19 protein-coding genes are annotated in these 21829 nt (G+C 72.2%); 7 read left to right on the top strand and 12 right to left on the bottom strand.

Annotated features, from left to right (window positions below):
• The first annotated feature begins 246 nt into the window (after positions 1–246).
• Positions 247–1056, top strand: a complete 810-nt coding sequence (locus VN520_RS22745) for a methyltransferase domain-containing protein (protein WP_325748789.1) — start codon at positions 247–249, stop codon at positions 1054–1056.
• A gap of 60 nt (positions 1057–1116) precedes the next feature.
• Entirely contained in the window at positions 1117–1470 is a 354-nt protein-coding gene (locus tag VN520_RS22740; RefSeq protein WP_325748788.1) for a VOC family protein, read from the top strand.
• A gap of 68 nt (positions 1471–1538) precedes the next feature.
• On the opposite strand, the gene VN520_RS22735 is transcribed toward VN520_RS22740, so the two are convergent.
• From VN520_RS22735 to VN520_RS22725, 3 genes are read right to left on the bottom strand one after another with little or no spacing between them, the layout of a single operon-like run.
• Positions 1539–2456 carry an arginase family protein gene (locus tag VN520_RS22735; RefSeq protein WP_325748787.1) on the bottom strand — a complete coding sequence of 306 codons (918 nt, stop codon included), beginning with the start codon at positions 2454–2456 and terminating at the stop codon, positions 1539–1541.
• A 49-nt stretch (positions 2457–2505) separates the two neighbouring features.
• Positions 2506–3543, bottom strand: coding sequence for an NAD-dependent epimerase/dehydratase family protein (locus VN520_RS22730; RefSeq protein ID WP_414719914.1), 1038 nt, complete (start codon positions 3541–3543; stop codon positions 2506–2508).
• A 55-nt stretch (positions 3544–3598) separates the two neighbouring features.
• Positions 3599–4783 carry an alcohol dehydrogenase catalytic domain-containing protein gene (locus VN520_RS22725; RefSeq protein ID WP_325748785.1) on the bottom strand — a complete coding sequence of 395 codons (1185 nt, stop codon included), beginning with the start codon at positions 4781–4783 and terminating at the stop codon, positions 3599–3601.
• 296 nt (positions 4784–5079) lie between these two features.
• On the opposite strand from VN520_RS22725, the gene VN520_RS22720 reads away from it, so the two are divergent.
• Positions 5080–5535, top strand: a complete 456-nt coding sequence (locus VN520_RS22720) for an SRPBCC family protein (protein WP_325748784.1) — start codon at positions 5080–5082, stop codon at positions 5533–5535.
• A gap of 32 nt (positions 5536–5567) precedes the next feature.
• On the opposite strand, the gene VN520_RS22715 is transcribed toward VN520_RS22720, so the two are convergent.
• The 7 genes from VN520_RS22715 to VN520_RS22685 form a co-directional block, all read right to left on the bottom strand.
• Positions 5568–6662 carry a glutamate--cysteine ligase gene (locus tag VN520_RS22715; protein ID WP_325748783.1) on the bottom strand — a complete coding sequence of 365 codons (1095 nt, stop codon included), beginning with the start codon at positions 6660–6662 and terminating at the stop codon, positions 5568–5570.
• A gap of 221 nt (positions 6663–6883) precedes the next feature.
• Positions 6884–8659 (bottom strand): CocE/NonD family hydrolase, encoded by a 1776-nt coding sequence (locus tag VN520_RS22710; protein ID WP_325748782.1) that lies wholly within the window; start codon positions 8657–8659, stop codon positions 6884–6886.
• 161 nt (positions 8660–8820) lie between these two features.
• Complete coding sequence (locus VN520_RS22705; RefSeq protein ID WP_325748781.1) at positions 8821–9765, bottom strand: LD-carboxypeptidase; 945 nt, start codon at positions 9763–9765, stop codon at positions 8821–8823.
• Entirely contained in the window at positions 9762–11762 is a 2001-nt protein-coding gene (locus VN520_RS22700; RefSeq protein ID WP_325748780.1) for a prolyl oligopeptidase family serine peptidase, read from the bottom strand. The genes VN520_RS22705 and VN520_RS22700 overlap by 4 nt, the downstream gene beginning before the upstream one ends.
• A gap of 98 nt (positions 11763–11860) precedes the next feature.
• A complete protein-coding gene (locus tag VN520_RS22695; RefSeq protein ID WP_325748779.1) occupies positions 11861–13204 on the bottom strand; it encodes a M20/M25/M40 family metallo-hydrolase in 1344 nt (447 codons plus the stop codon).
• A complete protein-coding gene (locus VN520_RS22690) occupies positions 13197–14030 on the bottom strand; it encodes a M55 family metallopeptidase (RefSeq protein WP_325748778.1) in 834 nt (277 codons plus the stop codon). Before VN520_RS22690 ends, VN520_RS22695 begins: the two co-directional genes overlap by 8 nt.
• Positions 14031–14208: 178 nt before the next feature.
• Positions 14209–15210, bottom strand: coding sequence for an aldo/keto reductase (locus tag VN520_RS22685; protein WP_325748777.1), 1002 nt, complete (start codon positions 15208–15210; stop codon positions 14209–14211).
• 124 nt (positions 15211–15334) lie between these two features.
• Between VN520_RS22685 and VN520_RS22680 the strand changes: the two genes are divergently transcribed.
• Complete coding sequence (locus VN520_RS22680; protein WP_325748776.1) at positions 15335–16228, top strand: LysR family transcriptional regulator; 894 nt, start codon at positions 15335–15337, stop codon at positions 16226–16228.
• 18 nt (positions 16229–16246) lie between these two features.
• On the opposite strand, the gene VN520_RS22675 is transcribed toward VN520_RS22680, so the two are convergent.
• The gene (locus VN520_RS22675) at positions 16247–17251 is read right to left on the bottom strand and encodes a chitinase (RefSeq protein ID WP_325748775.1); all 1005 of its coding nucleotides are present in this window, start codon (positions 17249–17251) and stop codon (positions 16247–16249) included.
• 293 nt (positions 17252–17544) lie between these two features.
• On the opposite strand from VN520_RS22675, the gene VN520_RS22670 reads away from it, so the two are divergent.
• Genes VN520_RS22670 through VN520_RS22660 form a run of 3 tightly spaced genes read left to right on the top strand, consistent with a single transcriptional unit; the run spans position 17545 to position 21292 of the window.
• Positions 17545–17976, top strand: coding sequence for a hypothetical protein (locus VN520_RS22670; RefSeq protein ID WP_325748774.1), 432 nt, complete (start codon positions 17545–17547; stop codon positions 17974–17976).
• On the top strand, positions 17976–20219 hold the full coding sequence (locus VN520_RS22665) for a bifunctional polysaccharide deacetylase/glycosyltransferase family 2 protein (protein ID WP_325748773.1): 2244 nt from the start codon (positions 17976–17978) through the stop codon (positions 20217–20219). The genes VN520_RS22670 and VN520_RS22665 overlap by 1 nt, the downstream gene beginning before the upstream one ends.
• Entirely contained in the window at positions 20219–21292 is a 1074-nt protein-coding gene (locus tag VN520_RS22660; protein ID WP_325748772.1) for an acyltransferase family protein, read from the top strand. Before VN520_RS22665 ends, VN520_RS22660 begins: the two co-directional genes overlap by 1 nt.
• Before the next feature lie 41 nt (positions 21293–21333).
• Here VN520_RS22660 and VN520_RS22655 read toward each other — a convergent pair.
• Positions 21334–21829 (bottom strand): carboxypeptidase-like regulatory domain-containing protein (locus tag VN520_RS22655; RefSeq protein ID WP_325748771.1); only part of this gene is annotated, 496 nt, incomplete at its 5' end.

Here is a 21829-nt window from a genome sequence, read left to right as displayed (position 1 = left end):
CGGCCGTACGGCGGCGCAGGGTGCGGCTGGCCGGGCTCGCACCGGGAACTCCCTACGCGTACGACGGCGAAGTGGCGCATTCCGGAACGGACCTGCTGATCGACAAGCTGCCCGAGGCGCTGACGGTGTACTGCCCGATGCCCCTGTAGCGGACCACATGATGAGACACTCGTCTCAAGATTCGACATGTCGGCGTACTGTCGGCCTCATCGCCCGTGACTGAGGTCCGAGAGAGGACGTACGGCCATGCCGGAAGAGACAGCGGTCTACACCCACGGCCACCACGAGTCGGTACTGCGCTCGCACCGGTGGCGGACCGCAGCCAACTCGGCGGCCTACCTGATCGGCGAACTCCGCCCGGGGCAGGCGGTCCTGGACGTGGGCTGCGGACCGGGCACCATCACGGCGGACATCGCCGCGCTGGTGGCGCCGGGCCGGGTGACCGCGGTCGACACGAGCCGCGACGTGCTGGCCCGCGCGGCGGAGACCGCCGGCGAACGCGGTGCGCGGAACGTGGAGTTCGCCGTCGCGGACGTGCACTCCCTGGACTTCCCCGACGACTCCTTCGACGTGGTCCACGCCCATCAGGTGCTCCAGCACGTGGGCGATCCGGTGCGGGCGCTGCGCGAGATGCGGCGCGTCTGCCGGCCCGGCGGTGTCGTCGCGGCCCGTGACAGCGACTACGCGGCCATGACCTGGTATCCGGAGGTGCCCGGCATGCGCAAGTGGCTGGACCTGTACGGCCGGGTGGCCCGCGCCAACGGCGGCGAGCCCGACGCCGGACGCCGTCTGCTGTCCTGGGCGCGGCAGGCCGGCTTCACCGGCATCACCCCGACCGCGGCGGCCTGGTGCTTCGCCACCCCGCAGGACCGCGCCTGGTGGAGCGGCCTGTGGGCGGACCGCACGACCGCGTCGGGATACGCGGCACTGGCGGTGGACGGCGGGCACGCGAGCGCCGCACAGCTGTCGGCGATCGCGGATGCCTGGCGCGCGTGGGGCGAGGGGCCCGACGCATGGTTCATGGTGCCCCACGGCGAGGTGCTCTGCCGGGTGTGATCCGGTGGCGGGGCGCGGAAGGGATCACATCCGGACGGCTCGGCAACTACCCTCGTGGGCATGGAGATCCTGGGAACCACGCTGCGCATCTGTGTCGACGACCTGGAGGCCTCGGTGGCCTTCTACGAGGGCCTGACCAGCACTCCGGCGCAGCGCTTCGAGCGCGGCGGGGTCTCGGTCGCCGCGATCGGCTGCTTCCTGCTGATGAGCGGCCCCGAAGCGGAACTGGAGGTGCTGCGCAAGGTGTCGGCGACGATCGCGGTCAAGGATGTCGACGAGGCCCACGCGGCACTGACCCGGGTGGGGGCGAAGGTCGTCGCGGGGCCGGTGCCCACCCCGGCCGGCCGCAATCTGATCGCCCTGCACCCGGACGGCTCGGTCTTCGAGTACGTCGACCGGAACGTGTCCGCCTGACGGCTTCCGGCCGGGCAGCGACAGGACGGCGCCCGCTCTCCCTGCCGTCGCGGACCTCCCCGGCACGGTCACCGGTCCGGCCCGCCCGTCCGCGGTCCGGCGAACGCGTCGACGACCAGATCGGCGAGCAGTGCGCCGGCCGTGCCGTCGGGGTCGAGATCGGGGTCGTAGATCGTGACGTTGAGCCCCACGCAGCGGGGTGACCGTACGAGGGTGCTCAGCAGCGCGGCGAGTTCGCCGGGGAACAGCCCGCCGTCGTCGGGACTGTCGACGGCGGGCATCACGCTCGGGTCGAGCACATCGGCGTCGAGGTGGACCCAGAAGCCGTCGAGGACGGGGATCTCGAGGGACTGCACCACGGCGCGGGCGATGTCGGCCGGCCCCCACTCCCTGATCTCCCCCACCGTCGCGTGGGAGATCTTCAGCGCGGTCATCTCGGCGCGGTCCTCGTCGTCGTCACGCATGCCGAAGAGCCGGATGTCCTCGTCCCTGAGATAGGGCCCCAGCCCTTCCAGGTCGGTGAGATCGGCCTGCCCGCGTCCGGTGGAGAGCGCCAGTTCCTCACCGCCCGCCGCACCGATCCGGTCGCTGTTGCCCGGGTGCCGGAAGTCCGCCGAGCCGTCGATCGCGGCGAGCCCGTACCGGCCGATACGGCGCAGGGCGAGGGCGGCGCCGAGCTGGATGGAGCAGTCGCCGCCGAGCACGACCGGGAATTCGTCCGCCCTGACGTGTCTCTCGACGCGGTCGGCGAGCGTGCGGGTGTAGCGGGCGATGGCGGCGGCGTGGAAGACGCCGTCGCCCTCCTGCCAGTCCCCGCGGTCGTAGCGGGGCGGTACGACGACGCCTCCCTCCAGCGCGCCGAGCCGCTGCACGATGCGCTGCTCACGGAGCGCGCCGGCCAGTTTGCAGCAACCGGGGACGGTGCCGGGCGAGGGGGGCCGCAGCCCGAGGTTGGAGGGGGCGTCGAGGACCACGAGTGTGCGCATGGACTCATGTTCGCCGCCCGGGTGCGCGGGTGTCCCCCGATCGGCTCACTCACCCCCACTTCCTGCCGGCCAGCGGAGCCGTCTCCTCCCCCTCCCCGTGGGAGACGCCGTGCAGGAAGGCGCGCAGTGCGTCGGAGGCCGAGTACGCGGGACGCCAGCCCAGCTCCTCACGGGCCCGGTCACTGTTCATGACGGGGAGCCGCAGCACGGCGTCGAACAGGTGCGGAGAGGCCGGCACCGCATGGGTCCGCCAGGCGGCGGTCAGCGCACCGCGCACCAGCGCCGTCGGGACGCGCACGACACGGGCGTCCAGCAGTTCGCCGAGCTGCCGGGCGTCGGTCACGGTGTCGGCGGCGAGGTTGAAGGCGCCCCGGACGTCGTTGACGACGGCGAGCCGGTACGCCTCGGCCGCGTCGTCCGTGTGCAGCACCTGGAAACGCAGCCCCTTCAGGTCGGGGACGAACGGCAGCAGGCCGGGGCGCAGGAGCGTGCCCGGCAGGTACCGGCCGGCGAAGATGCGGCGCTGTTCGCTCGCCGCGGTCCTCTTGAACAGGAACCCCGGGCGCATGCGTACCACCCTGATCTGCGGGTTCCGTGGCTCGAAGGCGTCGAGAACGCGTTCCAGATACGCCTTCTCCCGGCAGTACGCCGCATCCGGCCACCCATGGGTGGGCCACTGCTCGCCCACCCCCGGCTCCCGCTTCGGTCCCGGCGAGTAGGCCCCCACCGACGAGGCATGGACCAGGACCGGTACACCCGCGTCCCGGACCGCGCCGAAGACCCGCATCGAGCCCTCGACATTGCTGCGCCAGGTGACGACGGGGTCGTGCGTGGGCTGGAACCGCCAGGCGAGGTGGACGACGGCGTCGGCACCGGACAGGTGTTCCTGGAGCCGGCGCGGGCTGTCGCCGCGCTCCAGATCCACCGCGCCCCATTCCACGCCGGGCACGGTGAGTCCCGGCAGCCGTCGCGCCAGGCCGAGGACCGAGGCGACGGAGGAGTCCTCCGCCAGTGCCCGGACGACGCTGGTGCCCACGTTCCCGGTGGCGCCGGTGACCACGACGCGCAGGCCCCGGGGTGCGTTCATCATCGTTCCTCCTGCTCCGTGCACCGGTCCGCCGCCCGGCGGGGGTGCGGGGGCGTCACGGCATGAGCAGGGTCTTCACCATGCCGTCCGCCTTCTTCTGGAAAGTCTCGTACGCCTTCGGCCCGTCGGCCAGCGGCAGGTGGTGGGTGGCGAAACCGTCCACGCCGAGCGGGTCCTCGTCGACGAGCAGCGGCAGGATGGCCGGCACCCAGTTCCAGACGTTGGCCTGCCCCATCCGCAGCTGGATCTGCTTGTCGAACATCTTGAGCAGCGGCAGCGGGTCCACGGCTCCGCCGTAGACCCCGGAGACGGACACGGTGCCGCCCCGCCGCACGATGTCGACGGCGGCGAGCAGGGCGCTGAGGCGGTCGATGCCCGCACGCTCCATGAGGGTGCGCGCCGCGGGATCGGGCAGCATGCCCACGGCCCACTGCCCCGCCTTGGCCACGGCTGCCCCGTGCGCTTCCATGCCGACCGCGTCGATGACCGCGTCGGTGCCGCGCCCGTCGGTGAGGTCGCGCACCGCGTCCGGCAGGTTCTTTCCGTACTCCCGCAGGTCCAGGACTTTGACGCCCCGCGCGGCGGACCGCTGCAGACGGTCGGACACCAGGTCCACGCCGATGACCAGCCCCGCACCGCGGTGCAGGGCGATCCGTGCGGCCATGTCCCCGATCGGCCCGAGTCCCAGGACCGTCACGCTGCCGCCGGGAGGCACGGCCGCGTACTCCACGGCCTGCCAGGCGGTCGGCAGGACGTCCGACAGGAAGACGAAACGGTCGTCGGGCGGGCCCTCGGGGACCTTGACCGGCAGGGTGTTGCCGAAGGGGACGCGCAGCAGCTCGGCCTGCCCGCCGGGCACCTGCCCGTAGAGCTTGGTGTAGCCGAACAGCGCGGCGCCGCTTCCGTACTCCCGCACCTGGGTCGTCTCGCACTGCGACTGGAGTCCCTGGCCGCACATGAAGCAGTCGCCGCAGGAGACGTTGAACGGGACCACGACGCGGTCCCCGGGTTTGACGGCGGTCACGTCGCGGCCGGTCTCCTCCACGATGCCCATCGGCTCGTGTCCCAGGATGTCGCCCGGGGTGAGGTAGGGGCCGAGCACCTCGTACAGGTGCAGGTCCGAACCACAGATGCCGCTCGATGTGACCCGGACGATGATGTCCGTCGGGTCCTGGATGACCGGGTCGGGGACCGTCTCCACACGTACATCCCGCCGTCCGTGCCAGGTCAGTGCACGCATGGGCTCTCTCCTCGTTCGTCCGGGTGGGTTCGTTCCGCCGTCATGTCGTCCATCCGTTCTACCGCGCGTCCGCTCCCGCGGTGAACCGGACCCGGGTGGGATCTCCGGGCGCCGAAAGCTCCGGGGCGCGGCGGCCCGCCCTCGGGACGTGCAGCGTCGCGCTGGGCCGATCGGGTGATCCCCCGAAAGCCGCACCGGGCTCGCGGCCGACGTGCGGCTCCGGCCGCGCCGCGTAGCATTGCTGGTGGATCCGCCGCCCTTCCCACCCGTCCTGATGTCCGTGCGTGGAGGCGTCCATGGCTATTCGCCACCATCTGATCCATCACCCGCCCTCGGCCCTGTGGGCGGTGCTGGAGCAACCCGACCAGTACGGGAAATGGGTCGTGGGGACGCAGGACTCCCGCCTTCTGGAGGGGCGGTGGCCCGAGGTCGGTTCCTCCATCGAATACACCGTGCGCCTCGGCCCGAAGGAACTCCAGGGCCGCACCACCGTGCGGCGTCTGGAGCGTCCCGGCGCGCTCGAACTGGAGGCGTACAGCGGGGCCCTGGGCACGGCGCGCATCGCGTTCGACATCCGGCCGTGGGGTGACAAGACCCTGGTGCTGCTCGACGAGCATCCGCTGCAAGGGCTCGGCGGCATCCTGCACAACGCCGCTCTCGACGCGGTGATGCAGATCCGGCACCGCGCCATGCTGGGACGGCTGGCCGAGGTGGTCGACGCGCAGGCGGCGGAAGGGCGTCCCGCCGGGTGACCGCCGCCGTCCGCCGGCGCGGACGACGGCGGTCATCCACGTGTCCTGGCCGCGCACTCCGTCACGACGGTCCGCAGGCTGTCCGAGCCCTCCAGCAGTTCCCGCTGGAACCGGGCTCCGGTCCCCCGCGTCAGCACGGCCCGCAGCGCCATGTCCGCCGTTCCGAGGTCCCCGCTGTCCTCCAGCGCGTCGCCGACGTGGGTGAGGAGGGCGTGCGCGACGTCGGCGGCCGGCTCGGGGCGCATGGTGAGCGGATGGAGCAGCTGCCCCTCCATGCCCGAACGGGCCGCCTGCCAGGAAGCCATGCGCAGTACGCTCACCGGGACCGGCTCGGGCGGGTCCCCGGCCCGCCAGTCACGCGACGCCGTCTCGACCAGGCCGCGCGCGAGCGTGGCGAGCAGCACCGTGTCCGCCGGATCCAGGCACACGTCCGCCACCCTGAACTCCACCGTGGGGTAGCGGTGCGAGAGCCGTGCGTCGAAGTAGATCATTCCCTTGTCGCGCAGCACCCCCGTGTCGACCAGCGCCCGGACCTCCTTGTGGTAGCGGTCCGCGGAACCGAACAGGTCCACCGGACCCGCCGACGGCCACCGGCCCCACACCCTGCTCCGGTAGCTGTGGTACGAGGTGTCCCGTCCCTGCCAGAAGGGGGAATTGGCGCTCAGTGCCAGCAGGACCGGGAGCCAGGGCCGGACCCGGTCGAGCACGGCGACGCCCTCCTCGTCCGAGTCCACCGACACGTGCACATGGCAGCCGCAGGTCAGCTGTTCCTGTGCGGTCAGACCGAAGCGCTGCGCCAGCCACCGGTACCGTTCGTCCTCCCCGATGGAGGGACTGACGGGCATCGGGGAGGTCGCCAGGGCCGCCACGGCGGCCCCCGCCTCTGCCGCGCTGTCCGCCGCCTCCGCCCGCCAGCGCCGGATCTCCTCCGCCAGGTCCCCCATCTTGCTGCGCGGCTCGGTGGCGAACTCCAGTTGCTGGTCGTGCAGTTCGGATTCGAACACGGAATCACCGTCGGCGCGGCGTTCCGCCAGGGCCAGCACCGCGGTCGACAGGGCCCGGGGGTCACCGCTTTCCGCATCGACGAGCAGGAGCTCTTCCTCGACTCCGACAGTCCGCACGTTCATATCCTCTCTGCCGCCCGCCGCCGTCCGGTACGCCCGTAGCGGGTCATGACCCGCTTACCCCAGGTCGCACCTTTCAGGCTGCCGTCGCACCACGACCCGAACAGGGCAGAGGAGGACCGCGCCGGTTCCCCTGCGGGCGGCCCGGGGAAATGCGGTCCCCGGACCCCAGGCTGCCTTCGCCCGGGGCCCGGGGAGCGGTGAGCGCGGCCGTACGGGTGAGGTCAGCCGATCACGGGCAGTTCCAGGACGCCGGTGTCCTGCGGGGCGCTGACCACGGTGACCGGCTTGACGCCCCGGTTGCCGAAGTACGCCGTGTCACTGCCGGCGATCACGAACCGCAGCCGGTGCCCCGCTTCGTACCGGTGGACGATGCCGGGGAGCTCGACGGTGAAGGGGCGGGTGACGTCCGGGACACGCACCGGCGCGACGAGGCGGTTCACCAGCTTCTGCGTTCCGTCGGGTGCCACGTCGTACACCTTGGCGAACAGCACCAGCTTGTCGGCGGCGTCGCCGCTGTTCTGGACCCGTTCCGTCTTCGGAGAGACGACCTTCAGGGTGGCCTTCGGCGCGCCGACGACATCGAGGGGCGCCGTCAGCGGGGCGCTCGTCCAGCCGAGGTAAGTGCCCTTGGTGTCGTACGGCTCCGGGTCGGAGAGTCCGACGAGTCCGGCGAGGGAGCTCTCGGAGTGGCTGGTCGGAAGGAGCCAGTTGGTGTACCGGCGGCTGCCTGGGGTGACCTCGGAGCGGCTGTCGACCAGGGTCCCGTCACCGGAGAGGTACATCGTGCGCGACAGACCGGGTACCGCGGCCGCCGTGCCGTAACCGCTCGCCCAGTCACGGTAGTAGGCGAACTCGGGTCCGGTCGCGGCGTCCTCGTCGTGGTGGAGGTAGCGGTCGAACCAGGCGAGGATGCGCTGCCCGACGTAGCTGGTCTCCAGGTTGCCCGTGCCGAGGTCGAGTTCGCCCGGCACCGAGCCGCCGCTGTGGCCCCAGGACTGCCAGATCATCTTCGTCGTGGTGCCCTGGGCTTCGAGTGCCCGGTAGGTGGCGGTGGCCTCGTTGAGGTTGAACAGGCTGTCGGCCTGGCCCTGGACGAGGAGCGTGGGCGCGGTGACACCGGACAGGTAGGAGGCCGGTGACACGCTCCGTGTGTACGCCAGCATCTCCTGGGTCTCGGCGGCCGGGTAGCGGCCGGAGTTCAGGAGGCGGATGGCGTCGCAGGCCTGAGAGGCGAAGTGCAGGCAGCGGAGGCTTCCGAAGCGCGACGGGTCGAGGCTCGGAACCAGCAGTGGCTGCCCCTCGCCCATCAGGTAGAAGCCGTTGGTCCACTGCCACTTGAAGACACCGGGCGTGCCGGAGGAGACGCCCCGGGACGTCCCGGTGGCGTTGGGGGCGAGCGAGTACGCCAGGTCGTTCCAGGTGATCAGCGGCACGAGCGCGTCGACGCGGTGGTCCGCGGACGCGGTCGCCAGCTGGACGGCCCCGCCGTAGGAACCGCCGATCATGCCGACCACCGGATCGCCCGGTGCGTCCGAGGCGACGTAGTCGGCCTTGGTGCCGTCGTCGGCGGCGCGCGTACCCGCGAGGAAGTCCACGAGCCCGGAGGCAGCCCTGCCGTCGGCCGCGGGGTCGTCGAGGGTGATGAGGCAGCCGGACCTGCCGAAGCCCAGACCCGAGTAGACGAGAGCGACGTAGCCGCGTTCGGCGAAGGACCTGCCGATGACGTCGGTGGAACCGTCGGACTTGCTGCCGCCGAAGCCGTTGGTGGCGAGGACGGCCGGGGCGGGGTGCTGCGCGTCGGCACCGGCGGGCCGGTAGAGATCGGCGTCCACGGTGCAGGACCGGCCCCCGGCCCGCACCGTGAACTCCAGCGGGGTGACGGTGTACCGGGCGGCCGCGGCCGCCTGAGGTGCGCCGGTCAGGAGGAGGGGGGCGAGCAGTGCCGCCCCGGCGAGCAAGGTGAGGGGACGGCGGAATCCGGACACAGCACGCGACACATGGACCTCCACACCGAGGACACCTTACCGACCGGTAAGTACCGGGCCCGGCCCATGCTGTGACACACCTCATACCGGTGTCAACGCCCGGGAGCGGGGTTTCCCGAGAAGGTCCGCCCCCGCACCGCCCGCACCCGGACCGGCGTACACCGCCTTCCGGTTCAGATCAGCGCAGGCACCTGCGCGGTGAGCGTGCACCGGCCGCCGCCGGCCGGTGCGTCCAGTACCACCGGCACGCCGAGCGGGACGGTCAGCGCCGTGGGGCCGTGGCCGAAGCCCAGCTCCTCGACCACCGGAATCCCGAGTCCGCCGAGCCGGTCGGCGAGCACGGCACGCACCCCCTCGTACGGCCCGCAGGCCTCCCACGAGCCGCACACCACCCCGGACACACCCTCGAAGGCACCCGTGCGCCGCAGCCGGGTGAGGATTCCGTCGAGCCGGTACGGCTCCTCCCCGGTGTCCTCCAGCACCAGCAGCCCGCCCCGGGCGGAGGTCCGGGCGCGCGGGGTGCCGGCGTCAGCGGCAAGGAGGCTCGCGCAGCCGCCGTAGGTGATCCCCCGGGCCGTGCCGGGGACCAGCGCGGCCGCCGCTTCGAGACCCAGGACCTGTACCGACTCGGGCTCGAACAAGGTGGAACGCAAAGCCTGCTGGGTGGCGGCGTCCTTGAGGAACACCTCGGTGGCGACCATCGGACCGTGCAGGGTCGAGAATCCCGCGCGCAGAGCGAACGCTTCGTGCAGCACGGTGATGTCGCTGTAGCCGACGAACACCTTGGGTCCGGCCGCCCGCATCGCGGACCAGTCCAGGAGATCGACCATGCGGTGCGCGCCGTACCCGCCCCTGGCGCACAGCACGGCGTCCACGGACGGGTCGCACCAGGCCTCCTGGAGGTCCCGGGCCCGGTCCTCGTCCGCTCCGGCGAGGTGGCCGAGTTCCGGATGGGTGTCGAGTGCGTGGGGGGCCACGACGGGGTCGAGGTCCCAGCCGCGCAGCAGTTCGAGGCCGCGCTCCATCCGTTCGGCGGGCACAGGACCGCTGGGGGCGACGACGGCGACCCTGGCTCCGGGCCGCAGCCGGGCCGGCCGGGCGAGCGGCTCCAGGGTCACTTCTTCAGCTCCAGCGTGGGAACATCGGGGCGCTGAAGGCCGAACGTCTGGGCGTACAGGGAGAGTTCTGCCTCCAGCGCCCGCCTCACGGTGTCGGCACGGCGGAAGCCGTGGCCCTCCCCCTCGAAACCGAGGTAGGCGTGCGGGACCCCCCGTCCCTCGATCGCGGTGAGGAACCGCTCGCACTGGACAGGCGGGCAGATCGGGTCGTCGAGCCCCTGGAGCAGCACGAACGGCGCGGTGAGCTCCTGTGTCCGGTTGACGGGCGAGCGCTCCCGGTAGCGCTCGGGGACCTCGGCGTACGGGCCGACGAGCGATTCCAGGTACTGCGATTCGAAGTCGTGCGTCTCACCGGTCGCCCAGCCCTCCAGATCGAGGATCGGGTAACTGATCGTCCCGCAGGCGTACACATCGGTCTGGGTGAGGGACGCGGCAGCGGTCCAGCCCCCCGCGCTCCCGCCCCGGATCGCCAGCCTCTCCCGGTCGGCCGAGCCCTCCTCGGCCAGCTCCAGGGCCACGGCCGCGCAGTCCTCCACGTCGACGACGCCCCACTGCCCGCGGAGCCGTTCGCGGTAGGCGCGGCCGTAGCCGGTCGAACCGCCGTAATTGACCTCGGCGACACCGATGCCGCGGGAGGTGAAGTAGGCGATCTCCAGGTCGAGCACGAGCGGATCACGGCCGGTGGGCCCGCCGTGCGCCCAGATGACGTAGGGCGGCAGCTCACCGTCGGGCCCGGTGCGGTCGGGATGGCGCGGCGGGTACACATGGGCGTGGATCTCACGGCCGGCCGGACCGGTGAAGGTCCGGATCGACGGCTCCGGGCAGTAGGCGGGGTCGACCACGTCCTGGTGCGGCACGCCGATGGTCCGGGTGTGCCCCGTGGCGGTGTCCAGCTCCACCACCTCGTAGGAGGTGGTGGGACTCGCCGCGATACCGATGACCCTGGTGTCCTGAACAGCGAGTGTCTCCGCCCACGAGGTCCAGGGGCCCACGGCGTCGACGAGTTCGCCGGTCTCCGGGTCGAGCACACCGAGCGCGGTGGTGCCCCGGCCGTGGATGACCGCGATCAGCCCGTTGTCCAGGAGATGGAACCAGCGCAGGCCGATCCTCCACAGCGGCCCGCCGAATTCCTCGTTCCGGCCGGTGCAGAGCCGGTCGGCCGGCCCGGCCTCGCCGGCGACGGCGCCGGGGCCGATGCGCCGGAGCTCCCACCAGCCGTCGGCGTCCGACACGAAGAGCAGCGAGCCGTCCCGGCCCCACTCCACCTGGACGACCGACTCGTCGGTGCCGCCGGCCACCGGCCGGGCTCCGGTGAGGACACCGTCCCCGGTGACGTCGGCCGTCATGGCGACGGTGCCGTCCCACGGCATCCGCGGATGATCCCACGCGATCCAGGCGGCACGTCGGCCGTCGGGCGAGATCTTGGGACCGGTGACGAACCGGTGCTGTCCGTCGGTGAGTTCACGCACCGCGTCCCGGTCCTCGGCGGCCGATCCGTCCAGGGGAACCGCGGCGATCACCCGCCGCACATCGGTGGGTGACTCGCCGGTGAACTCCTCCAGCACGCACCACACTTCGCCACGTTCCAGGTCCAGGTGCGGGTCCACCCAGCGCAGTCCGCCGCCGACTTCCGACACCGGGGTGAGCGGCCACGGCCCACCGGGTCCGTCCGGCTCACAGGCGTACAGACGCTGGTCGGCGAAGTGGACGAAGACGACCAGGGGGCCGCCCTCCTCGCGCGGCGCACCGGCCCACGGCACTCCGCCGTACTCGATGACGCGGCTGCGGGGGTTCCACGGTTCGGGGAGCACCGACAAGGTGCTGCCGTCGGCCCTGCGGCGGACGAGGGCACGGCGGCCGCCTTCGGCCGGGCGCGGTTCCGTCCACCACACCTCGTCGCCGACGGCGCCGACGAACTCCGGCCGGCCGTCGTGCGCGGCGGTGAGTGCCGCGTCGATCGGTGACGGCCATGTGCCGTACGCCGCTGTGGACACCATGATCGGTTCCCTCTCTTCGGTCAGGTTCGGTCAGGCGATGCTGTTCGTCGGACGGTGCTGTTCGTCAGGCGGTGCTGTTCGTCGGACGGTGCTGTTCGTCAGGCGGTGCGCAGGAAGTGGTCCAGGACCCTGACGCCGAAGTGCAGGGCGTCGACGGGAACGCGCTCGTCGACGCCGTGGAACAGCGCCTGGTAGTCGAAGCCGGCGGGCAGCTTCAGCGGGGAGTAGCCGTAGCCGGTGATGCCGAGGCGGGAGAACTGCTTGGCGTCCGTGCCGCCCGACATGCAGTAGGGGACGACCTGTGCGCCCGGGTCGAAGAGCTCGAGGGCCGCGCGCATCTTCGCGTACGCCGGCGAATCGACCGGGGCTTCGAGTGCGACCTCGCGGTGGACGAACTCCCAGTGGACGCCGGGCCCGGTCAGCCGGTCCAGGGTCTCCTGGAACTCCTCCTCGCCCCCGGGCACCATGCGTCCGTCGATGTGGGCGGTGGCGTGGCCCGGGATCACGTTGACCTTGTAACCGGCGTCCAGCATCGTCGGGTTGGCGCTGTTGCGCACGGTCGGCTCGATCAGGGCGGCGGCCGGACCCAGCTTGCCGAGCAGTTCGTCCACGTCGAATCCGGGGGCGTCGGGGTCGATGTGGATCCGGTGGAGCGCGGCGATCTCGGTGAGGGCCGCCCGCACCGTCGGCGTCAGCCGTACCGGCCACTCGTACGCGCCGATCCGGGCGACCGCTGCGGCGAGCCTGCTGACCGCGTTGGCCCTGTTGACCTTGGAACCGTGGCCGGCCTTGCCCTCGGCGGTCAGCTTCAGCCATCCCGTCCCGCGCTCGCCCGCCGCGACGGGGTAGAGCGGCATGTCCGGCCCGGCGTGGAAGGTGAAGGCCCCGGACTCGCTGATGCCCTCGGTGCAGCCTTCGAAGAGCTCGGCGTGCCGGTCGGCGAGGAAACCGGCGCCGTCGTGCGCGCTGGCCTCCTCGTCGGCCGTGTAGGCGATGACGATGTCGCGGCGCGGGCGTACTCCCGCGCGTGCCCAGGCCCGTACGACGGCGAGAACCATCGCGTCCATGTTCTTCATGTCGATCGCCCCGCGCCCCCACACGACGCCGTCGCGCACCTCTCCGGAGAAGGGGTGCACGGTCCAGTCGGTCGCCACCGCGGGCACCACGTCGAGGTGGCCGTGCACCAGGAGGGCGTCGGCGGACGGGTCGGTGCCCCGGATCCGGGCGACGACGTTCGTCCGCCCCGGAGTGCGCTCCAGGAGGACGGGCTCCAGCCCCGCACCGGCCAGCCGCTCGGCGACGTACTCGGCGGCCGGGCGCTCCTGGCAGCTGCCGTCACCGCGGTTGGTCGTGTCGATCCGGATCAGCTCGGAGGTGAACGTCACCGATTCCTCGAGCGCCTGCCCGTCGACCGGTCCGGTGGGGTTGCCCGCCTCAGCCATACTGTTCCTCCACGGCGGCCGACACGATCGTCGTCACCGCCTTGAACGTGCGGATGCCTTCGTACATCGTCCCGCTGGTGTACGCGACGCGCCGCTCGCCGCTGGGCGCCACGCCGGGGACCACGGTCGCGGCGGCGGCCAGGTGCTCGGCGTCGAACTCCAGCTCCACCGTGTACGACCCGCCGGTCACGGGCGCGTGGCGCACGGCGAGGGCGGTCGCGCCGGCGGCGGCGGCCCTGATGTCGGCGGCCGTACGGGTGGGGGTGCGGCACACGGCGGCGTACCGCGAGACGTGGTCCTTGACCGCGACCGTGCGCGCCGCGGGGGCGTAGCCGCCGGCGTCCTCACAGGTCAGGTCGTCGCCGGTGACCAGGATGACGGGAACCCCGTACTCCGCCGCGACATGGGCGTTGAGCAGGCCCTCGCTGGCACGGACGCCGTTCAGCCAGACCCCGGTGATGGAGTTGGCGAGGTAGGTGTGGGCGAGCACGCCCTCCGTACCGGCGCCCGTGTGGTAGCCGACGAACGCCACACCGTCCACGTCGCCGTGCTGGATTCCCTCGACCATGGAGAGGGACTTGTGTTTGCCGGTGAGCATCTGGACGCGCTCGTCGAGCCGCTCCAGGAGGAGATTGCGCATGCTCCAGTGGGCCTCGTTGACGAGCACCTCGTCGGCGCCCCCGTCGTAGAAGCCGAGCGCCGCGGCGTTCACATCGGAGGTGAAGAGCGAACGGCACCGCTCCCACTGCGGGGTGCCGGGCAGCACGTCGGCCGGCCAGGTCACCCCGGTGGCGCCCTCCATGTCGGCGCTGACGAGGATCTTCACGGTGTGCGTCCTGTCGCTGGTCGGTCGCTCCTCCACCCGTCCCCGGGAAAGAGGATCTTCGTGCCGCATCACGGTACGCGCCGGGACAGCGCCGGACCAGAGCCTTCGTGATCTGCCACTGGTCCAGTCCGGTGAAGCCGTCCGCCGAGCGGGGACCGGACGGCGGACGGCTCGGGCGTCAGCCCCGGGCCGCGCCCTTGACGAGCTCGTCGATCCGCGCGAGCTCCTCCTCGCCGAACTCCAGGTTGCCGACCGTCGCCACGCTGTTCTCCAGCTGGGCGACGCTGCTCGCGCCGACCACGGCGGAGGTGACCCGGCCGCCGCGCAGCACCCAGGCGAGCGCCATCTGGGCGAGGGACTGTCCGCGCTCGCGCGCCAGTCCGTTCAGTGCGCCCAGCCGGTCCACCAGGTCGGGGGTGACGGCCTCGGCCGACAGGAACGGGCTGGTCCCCGCCGCGCGCGACCCCTCCGGGATGCCGTGCAGATAGCGGTCGGAGAGGATGCCCTGCTCCAGCGGGGAGTACGCGATGGAGCCGGTGCCGAGCTCGTCCAGGGCGTCGAGCAGTCCGTCCTCGACCCAGCGGTCCAGCAGGGAGTAGCGCGGCTGGTGGATGAGGAGGGGTGTGCCCAGTTCGTCCAGGATGCGGGCGGCCTCGCGGGTCTGCTCGGCGGAGTAGTTGGAGACACCGGCGTAGAGCGCCTTGCCCTGGCGCACCGCCGTGTCGAGGGCGCCCATCGTCTCCTCGAGCGGGGTGTCGGGGTCGAAGCGGTGCGAGTAGAAGATGTCCACGTAGTCCAGGCCCAGCCGGGTCAGGCTCTGGTCCAGCGAGGAGCGCAGGCTCTTGCGGGAGCCCCACTCCCCGTACGGTCCCTCCCACATGTGGTAGCCGGCCTTGGTGGAGATGACGATCTCGTCCCGGAGCCCCGCGAAGTCCGTCTTCAGGGCGCGGCCCATGGCGGTCTCGGCGGAGCCGGGCGGCGGGCCGTAGTTGTTGGCGAGGTCGAAGTGGGTGATGCCGAGGTCGAAGGCCCTGCGCAGGATCTCGCCCTGGCTCTCGGGGGTCCGGTCGCCTCCGAAGTTGTGCCAGAGGCCGAGCGAGAGGGCGGGGAGCAGCAGACCGCTGCGCCCGGTGCGCCGATAGGGCATGGCGGCGTAGCGGTCGGCGGACGGAAGGTACATGCGGGCACTCCACGGGGCACGGCGTAGCGCGCCAGGTCTGGTGCGCACCGTCAAGACTGACGGAGAACGATCCAGCGGTCCAACAGGAGATTCCGCTGGGATTCATCGGTTAGATTGCTCAATCATGGAACTGCGCCAGCTGGAGCACTTCGTCGCCGTGGCCGAGGAGCGGCACTTCACCCGCGCGGCGGAGCGCCTGGCCGTGTCCCAGTCCGGGCTGTCCGCGTCCGTCCGGGCCCTGGAGCACGAGCTGAGGACGCCGTTGTTCAGCCGCACCACACGCACGGTCCGGCTCACCGAGGCGGGGGCGGCCCTGCTGGTGGAGGCGGAGCGGACGCTGGCGGGTGCCAGGGCGGCGCGGGACGCCGTCGACGCCGTACGGGGGCTGCTGCGGGGCACGTTGACGCTGGGGGTGGAGCAGTGCGTGGCCGGGGTCAGCACGGCGCGGCTGCTCGCCGCTTTCCACCGGGAGCATCCGCACATGGAGATCAGGCTCCGCCAGGAGGGCACGTCCAGCCTGCTGGAAGGGGTGGCGGGCGGCCGGCTCGACCTCGCGTTCGCCGCGACCGTCAGCCCGCCGGAGTGGCGGGGCGAGCTCGTGCCGCTGGCGCGTGAGCCCATGGTCGTCCTGTGCTCCCCCGGCCACCGGCTCGCCCAGGAGGGCGCCCGGGTGGCGTGGAGCGAGCTGCGCGGTGAGTCGTTCATCGACTTCCACCCGGACTGGGGGCCCCGGCGCGCGGCGGACGAGGCGTTCGCCGCGGCGGGGGCCCGCCGCACGGTGGCGCTGGAGGTCAACGACGTGCACAGCCTGCTGGAGCTGGTGCACGAGGGCCTCGGGATCGCGGTGGTGCCGCACCACTTCGCCCGTAAGCCGGAGGCACGTGGCCTGGTGGCGGTGGAGCTCGGCGGGGCGGACCGGGCGGTCTACGAGAGCGTCGTGGTGCTCCCGCCGGCCCGGGCCATGAGCCCCGGGGCGAAGGCACTGATGACACTGGTCCGGGAAGCCCCGCTGCGCTGAGACCGGGCCGGCGGCCGCTCAGCCGCTGAGTGCCTCGGCGAACGCGCCCGCCTCCTGGCCGACTCCGCTACAGGTGTCCGAGGCGCCCGCCGTGTCCTCGTCCGTGGCGCACTCCTGGTCGCGGAAGGCCGCCCACAGGGAGAGCGCGCCGACTCCCTGGCGCGTGGCGAAGGTGCGCAGCGAGGCGGCGTCGTCGAGGGTGAACGTCTCCCCCTCGATGTCGTTGACCCCGATCATCACGGTGATGTGCAGCGCCTTCCATGCCGCGTCCTGCGACAGCCCGAGCACGTCCATGAGCTGGTCATGTGCCGCGGTGGCCGCCTGCTCCGCGTAATCGCCCATGTCGCCGCTGTGCGACGTGCTGTAGTTCATCGCCATGATGTTGACCGCCGAGACGTCGACGCCCTGGTCCACCGCGTCCTCGACGACAAAGAGCCCGGCGGCCTGGAGCCCTTCCGGCATGACGGGCAGCGTGTAGGTGACGTCGAGGTCGCGCTTCTCCTGGAGCAGGGCGAGCGCCTCGTTGCGCCGGGTGACGGAGGCGGTGTCGGTGAGCGCGTCGCCCTCGATGTCGAAGTCGGCCTTGGTGGCACCGACCGCGTCGAGCACCTCGGCGTAGGCGTCGGCCAGCTCCTCCGCGCTGTCGCAGGCCAGCGCCGCCTCGGTGCCCGCGGCGCCGCCGAAGGAGACCCGGACGTCCGCCCCCGTCCCGGTGAGCGCCTCGACGCGGGCCGCCACCGCCTCGTCGGCGGCCGCCGTGGTGCCGCCCCAGAGGGGGGTGCAGCTGGATGCGCCGGAGGTGACGAAAGCCAGGTTGTAGGTGTCGGGGGACCCGGCGCTGTCGGTGTCGGAGGCGGTCGTGGCGCTCACGTACGGGGTGTATCCGGTCCGCGTGGCCGTCGGCGGAGGCGGTGCGGCCCCCGCCGTCTGATCGGCCACACCGCCCGTCGAGCAGGCGGAACAAGCGAGGCCGAGCGCGATCAGTCCGGCCACGGCCGAGGAAACCCGTGTGCGCCTTTGCATGAGATATCTGCACCTGCTCTCGGAGAGTCGCCCGAAGCGGCAGCCGGTGCTGCCGGGACCCCATGAACCTCTCACACCACGCGCCCGCGCAGAGCCACAGGAAACTCATGGGAAAGGGCCTGCGGCGACCATCGGAAGCAGCCGATTCCCCTGCTGGCAAGGGTTCTGGCGGCACGGAGCAGACACACCGCACCCCGGGCGCTCTCAGCGGCCCGACAGGTTCGGGCCCGTTTCACAGCATGCGGCCAGGAAAGCTCCAGACTCCGCACAACAAGCTTCGCCACCATGCGCATATGCAATCCGACCCCGTCATCGAGAAAGCCCCGCCGCCGCGCCGCCGACACCGGGCACACGCCGGCCCGGCCCGGCCGGCCAAGCGGCGCCGCACGACGGCACAGCCCCAGGAGGGGCCCGTCTTCGTGGACAGCTCCGGGCGCCGGGCCAAGCTGCTGCGCCGCGCGGGCGTGCTGCTGGGCGCCGTCTGCGTCGGCTACGCCGCCGTCCTGGGGCTCGCCTTCATGGGTGGCATCTCCCTGACCCCCGCCCAGTTGCTGCCCTTCGACGGCGGCCCGGCCGCGGAAGCAGGACCGGGCGGCCGGATGCAGCCCGGGTACGGCATGCCGCCGGGCGGCTCCGCGCCCCCGGCCCCCGACGGGGCGGCACCGTCCGGCCGGGCGACGGCATCGGCATCGGCATCGGCATCGGCATCGGGCGGAACGAACTGATGGCCGCTTCGCGCCGCAAGCACGCCACTGCGGGCAGGATCGGCCGCGTGGGCCGTCAGGCCGTCCCGCGACCGCGCGTGGTCATGGCTCTGCTGCTGTTGCTGGGGCTCGTCTGCATGATGCTGCTGGACGGCTACCTGCGCGCCGAGGTGGGCAACGACCAGCGGGTTCGCAGCGATGCCTCGGCGGACACCGTGCCCGCTGATGTGCTGGAGGGCGGGCCCATCCTGACCTTCCCCGGCGGCACCGCCCGTACGCAGTCCGTGCCCGACAAGACCATCGTGCTGACCTTCGACGACGGCCCCGATCCCGAGTGGAGCGGGAAGGTGATGGACGTCCTGGACGAGAACGGCGTGCCGGGCACCTTCTTCCTCGTCGGCTCGATGATCTCGCGCTATCCGGACGTCGTCCGCAGGATGGTCGACGAGGGCAACGAGGTGGGGGTCCACACCTTCACCCACGTCGACCTCTCCTACCAGAGCGAGGCCCGCGTCAAGCGGGAGATCGCCCAGACACAGCTGGCCCTGGCGGGCGCCGCCGGCATCACGACGACGCTGTTCCGGGCCCCGTACTCCTCGAAGACGGACGCGATCGACGACTACAGCTGGCCCGTCTACGAGCGCCTCGGCGCGATGGGCTACACCAGCGTGTTCATCGACACCGACAGTGAGGACTGGCAGCAGCCGGGCGTCTCCAGGATCGTCGAGTGGGCCACGCCCAAGGCCGGCGAGGGCGCCTCGGTGCTCTTCCACGACGCGGGCGGCGACCGCTCCGAGACGCTGGCCGCGCTGCCGAAGTACATCAAGAAGATGAAGGCGAAGGGCTACACCTTCACCACCGTCAGCGGCGCGCAGCAGCAGGAGCAGGCCGGGGACGCCGGGGCCTCGGCGGACGGTGCCGCACCGTCCGGCCCCCCGCAGGCCGGCGCCTCCCAGGACAACCCGGAACAGGCCGCCCACCGCCGGGCGGACACCGCGAGCGTGTGGGAGGGCCGCGCCCTGCTCGCCGCCGTCACCGTCGCCGAGTGGACTGTGCCGGGTCTGGCCGTGGTGCTGGCGGTCGTCGGAGCAGCCGTCCTGGGCCGCTTCGGCATGATGCTCCTCCTCGCCCGGCGCCATCACCGGCAGCGGAACCGGCGCGGATTCACCTGGGGACCCGAGGTGACGGAACCGGTGAGTGTGATCGTCCCTGCGTACAACGAGAAGGAATGCATCGCCGGTACGCTCAACTCCCTTGCCGCCAGCACCCATCCGATCGAGATCGTGGTCGTCGACGACGGCTCGACGGACGGCACGGCGGAGATCGCCGAGTCGCTCGGCCTGTCAAATGTCCGGGTGATCCGGCAGGAGAACGCCGGCAAGTCGGCGGCCCTGAACAACGGGGTGCGGCAGGCCCGTCACGACCTCGTCGTGATGATGGACGGCGACACCGTCTTCGAGCCCGACACCGTGCACCAGCTCGTCCAGCCGTTCGCCGACACAAGGATCGGTGCGGTGGCGGGCAACGCGAAGGTCGGCAACCGCTCCACGATGATCGGCGCCTGGCAGCACATCGAGTACGTGATGGGCTTCAACCTGGACCGCAGGATGTACGACCTGCTGCGCTGCATGCCGACCATCCCGGGTGCCATCGGGGCCTTCCGCCGACAGGCGGTCCTGGAGGTCGGCGGGATGAGCGAGGACACGCTGGCCGAGGACACCGACATCACCATCGCGCTCCACCGCGCGGGCTGGCGTGTCGTCTACGCCGAGCACGCCCGCGCCTGGACCGAAGCACCGGCGTCCCTGGGGCAGTTGTGGCGCCAGCGCTACCGCTGGAGCTACGGCACCATGCAGGCGCTGTGGAAGCACCGCCGCTCCGTCACCGACCGGGGGCCTTCCGGGCGCTTCGGCCGGGTCGGGATGCCGCTCGTCGTCCTCTTCCAGATCGTCACACCGGTCTTCGCGCCGCTCATCGACGTCTTCACCCTCTACGCGATGGTCTTCGTGGACTTCCGCGCCTCTCTGCTCGCCTGGCTGGCGGTCCTGGCCGTACAGCTGTTCTGTGCGGCGTACGCCTTCCGTCTCGACCGGGAGAAGTACAGATATCTGCTGATGCTGCCGCTCCAGCAGCTGGCGTACCGGCAGTTGATGTACCTCGTGCTGATCCACTCCTGTGTGACGGCGGCGACCGGCGGCCGGCTGCGCTGGCAGAAGCTGAGGCGCACCGGTGAGGTGGGCGCACCCCCCGCGGGGGCGTCGTAGTGCCGGGGGTGCACCGCAGGAGGGCGCTCGCGCCGTCCCCCGCCGCCGCCGCGGGCACCGGCCGCGACCGGTCCTTCGACGTGCTGCGGGCCGTGGCGCTCGTCCGGGTGGTGGCCTACCACACCTTCGAGTGGCCGTGGCTGGGATACGTCTTCCCCTCCATGGGCGTGATGTTCGCGCTGGCCGGTTCGCTCATGGCCCGCTCGCTGGAGCGGCCGGCCTCCGCGGTGCTCCGCAGCAGGCTGCGGAGGCTGCTCGTCCCGGTGTGGCTGTTCGGTCTCGTACTCGGTGCGGCCATGGTGCTGCACGGCTGGGTGCCGGGGCCGGACGCACTGCTCTGGGTGCTGCCGGCCGGTGACCCGCCCGGCAGCGCGTGGGGGGAGCAGGCCTGGGCGGTGCTCTGGTATCTGCGTGCCTATCTGTGGTTCGTGCTGCTCTCGCCGCTGCTGCTGCGACTCTTCCGGCGGGCCCCGCTGCCGGTCCTCACCCTGTCGCTGGTGCCCGTCGTGGTGCTGGAGACCGTGTCCGGTGTGCCGGACGGCCGGCTGGGGAGCGCGCTGAGTGACGCGTCGGTGTTCCTGTTCTGCTGGCTGCTCGGCTTCGCGCACCGCGACGGTGTGCTCGGCCGGCTGCGCGGCTCGGGAGCGGTGGCCGTCGCCGTGCCGCTGATGGCGGCGGGTGCCTGGTGGGCGGCCGGGCACCCGGTGGAGGGTTCGTTCGACCTGGACGACATCCCGCTCGCCCAGGCGCTGTGGTCGGCGGGGTTCGTGCTCCTCCTGCTGCGTTTCCGGCCGCGCTTCGACGGGCTCGTACGCCATCGGGTGGCCGACCGGGTCGTCACGGTGCTCAACGCCCGTGCGGTGACGGTCTATCTCTGGCACGAGGTGGCGCTGATGGCCTCGGTGCCGCTGATCGATCTGCTGTGGGAGGTACCGGTGCTGGAACAGCACCTGCCGCTGGACAGCCCGTGGATCCAGTTCGGCCTCGCGTGGGTGCTGGTCGCGGCCGCGGTGGTGTGCTTCGGCTGGGTCGAGGACGTCGCGGCGAGGCGGAAGCCCCGTCTGCTGCCGTGAGGACCCGGGGTGTGCGGGCGCTCCCGCACACCCCGGCGCCCTCAGTCCTCGTGGCCCAGCTGGAGGTCGCGCTCGGTCCGTCCTCCTCCGGGGAGCTGGAGCACGGTGGCGACCGGCGGATAACCGGCGGCGATCACGGTGTACTCGCCGGTCGGCAGGTCCACGAAGCGGAACGCCCCGTCGGAGCCGGTGGTCAGGGTGCCGACCACGTTGCCCGCCGCGTCCAGCAGCGTGACCCTGGCGTCCTCGACGGCCCGTCCGCCGGGGGCCCGTACGATCCCGCGCAGCACGGCGCCGCCCGCCAGCTCGATGTCCTGCCTGGTCTCCCGGGCGGCCTGCACACTGACCGGGAGAGCCGCCGGGCGGAAGGCCGGGGCGCTGGCCGCCAGGGTGTATTCGCCGGCCACCAACTCGCTGATGACATAGGAACCTTCGCGCCCGGTGCGGGTGGTCGCGACGACTTCGCCCCGTACGTCGGTGAGGGTGACCGCCGCGTCCCGGACCGGGGCGCCGTCGGGTGTGACGACCGCGCCGGCG

Origin of the sequence: Streptomyces sp., from assembly GCF_035563135.1 — a bacterium.
Taxonomy (GTDB): domain Bacteria; phylum Actinomycetota; class Actinomycetes; order Streptomycetales; family Streptomycetaceae; genus Streptomyces.
This window is presented reverse-complemented; position numbering and strand designations above follow the sequence as displayed.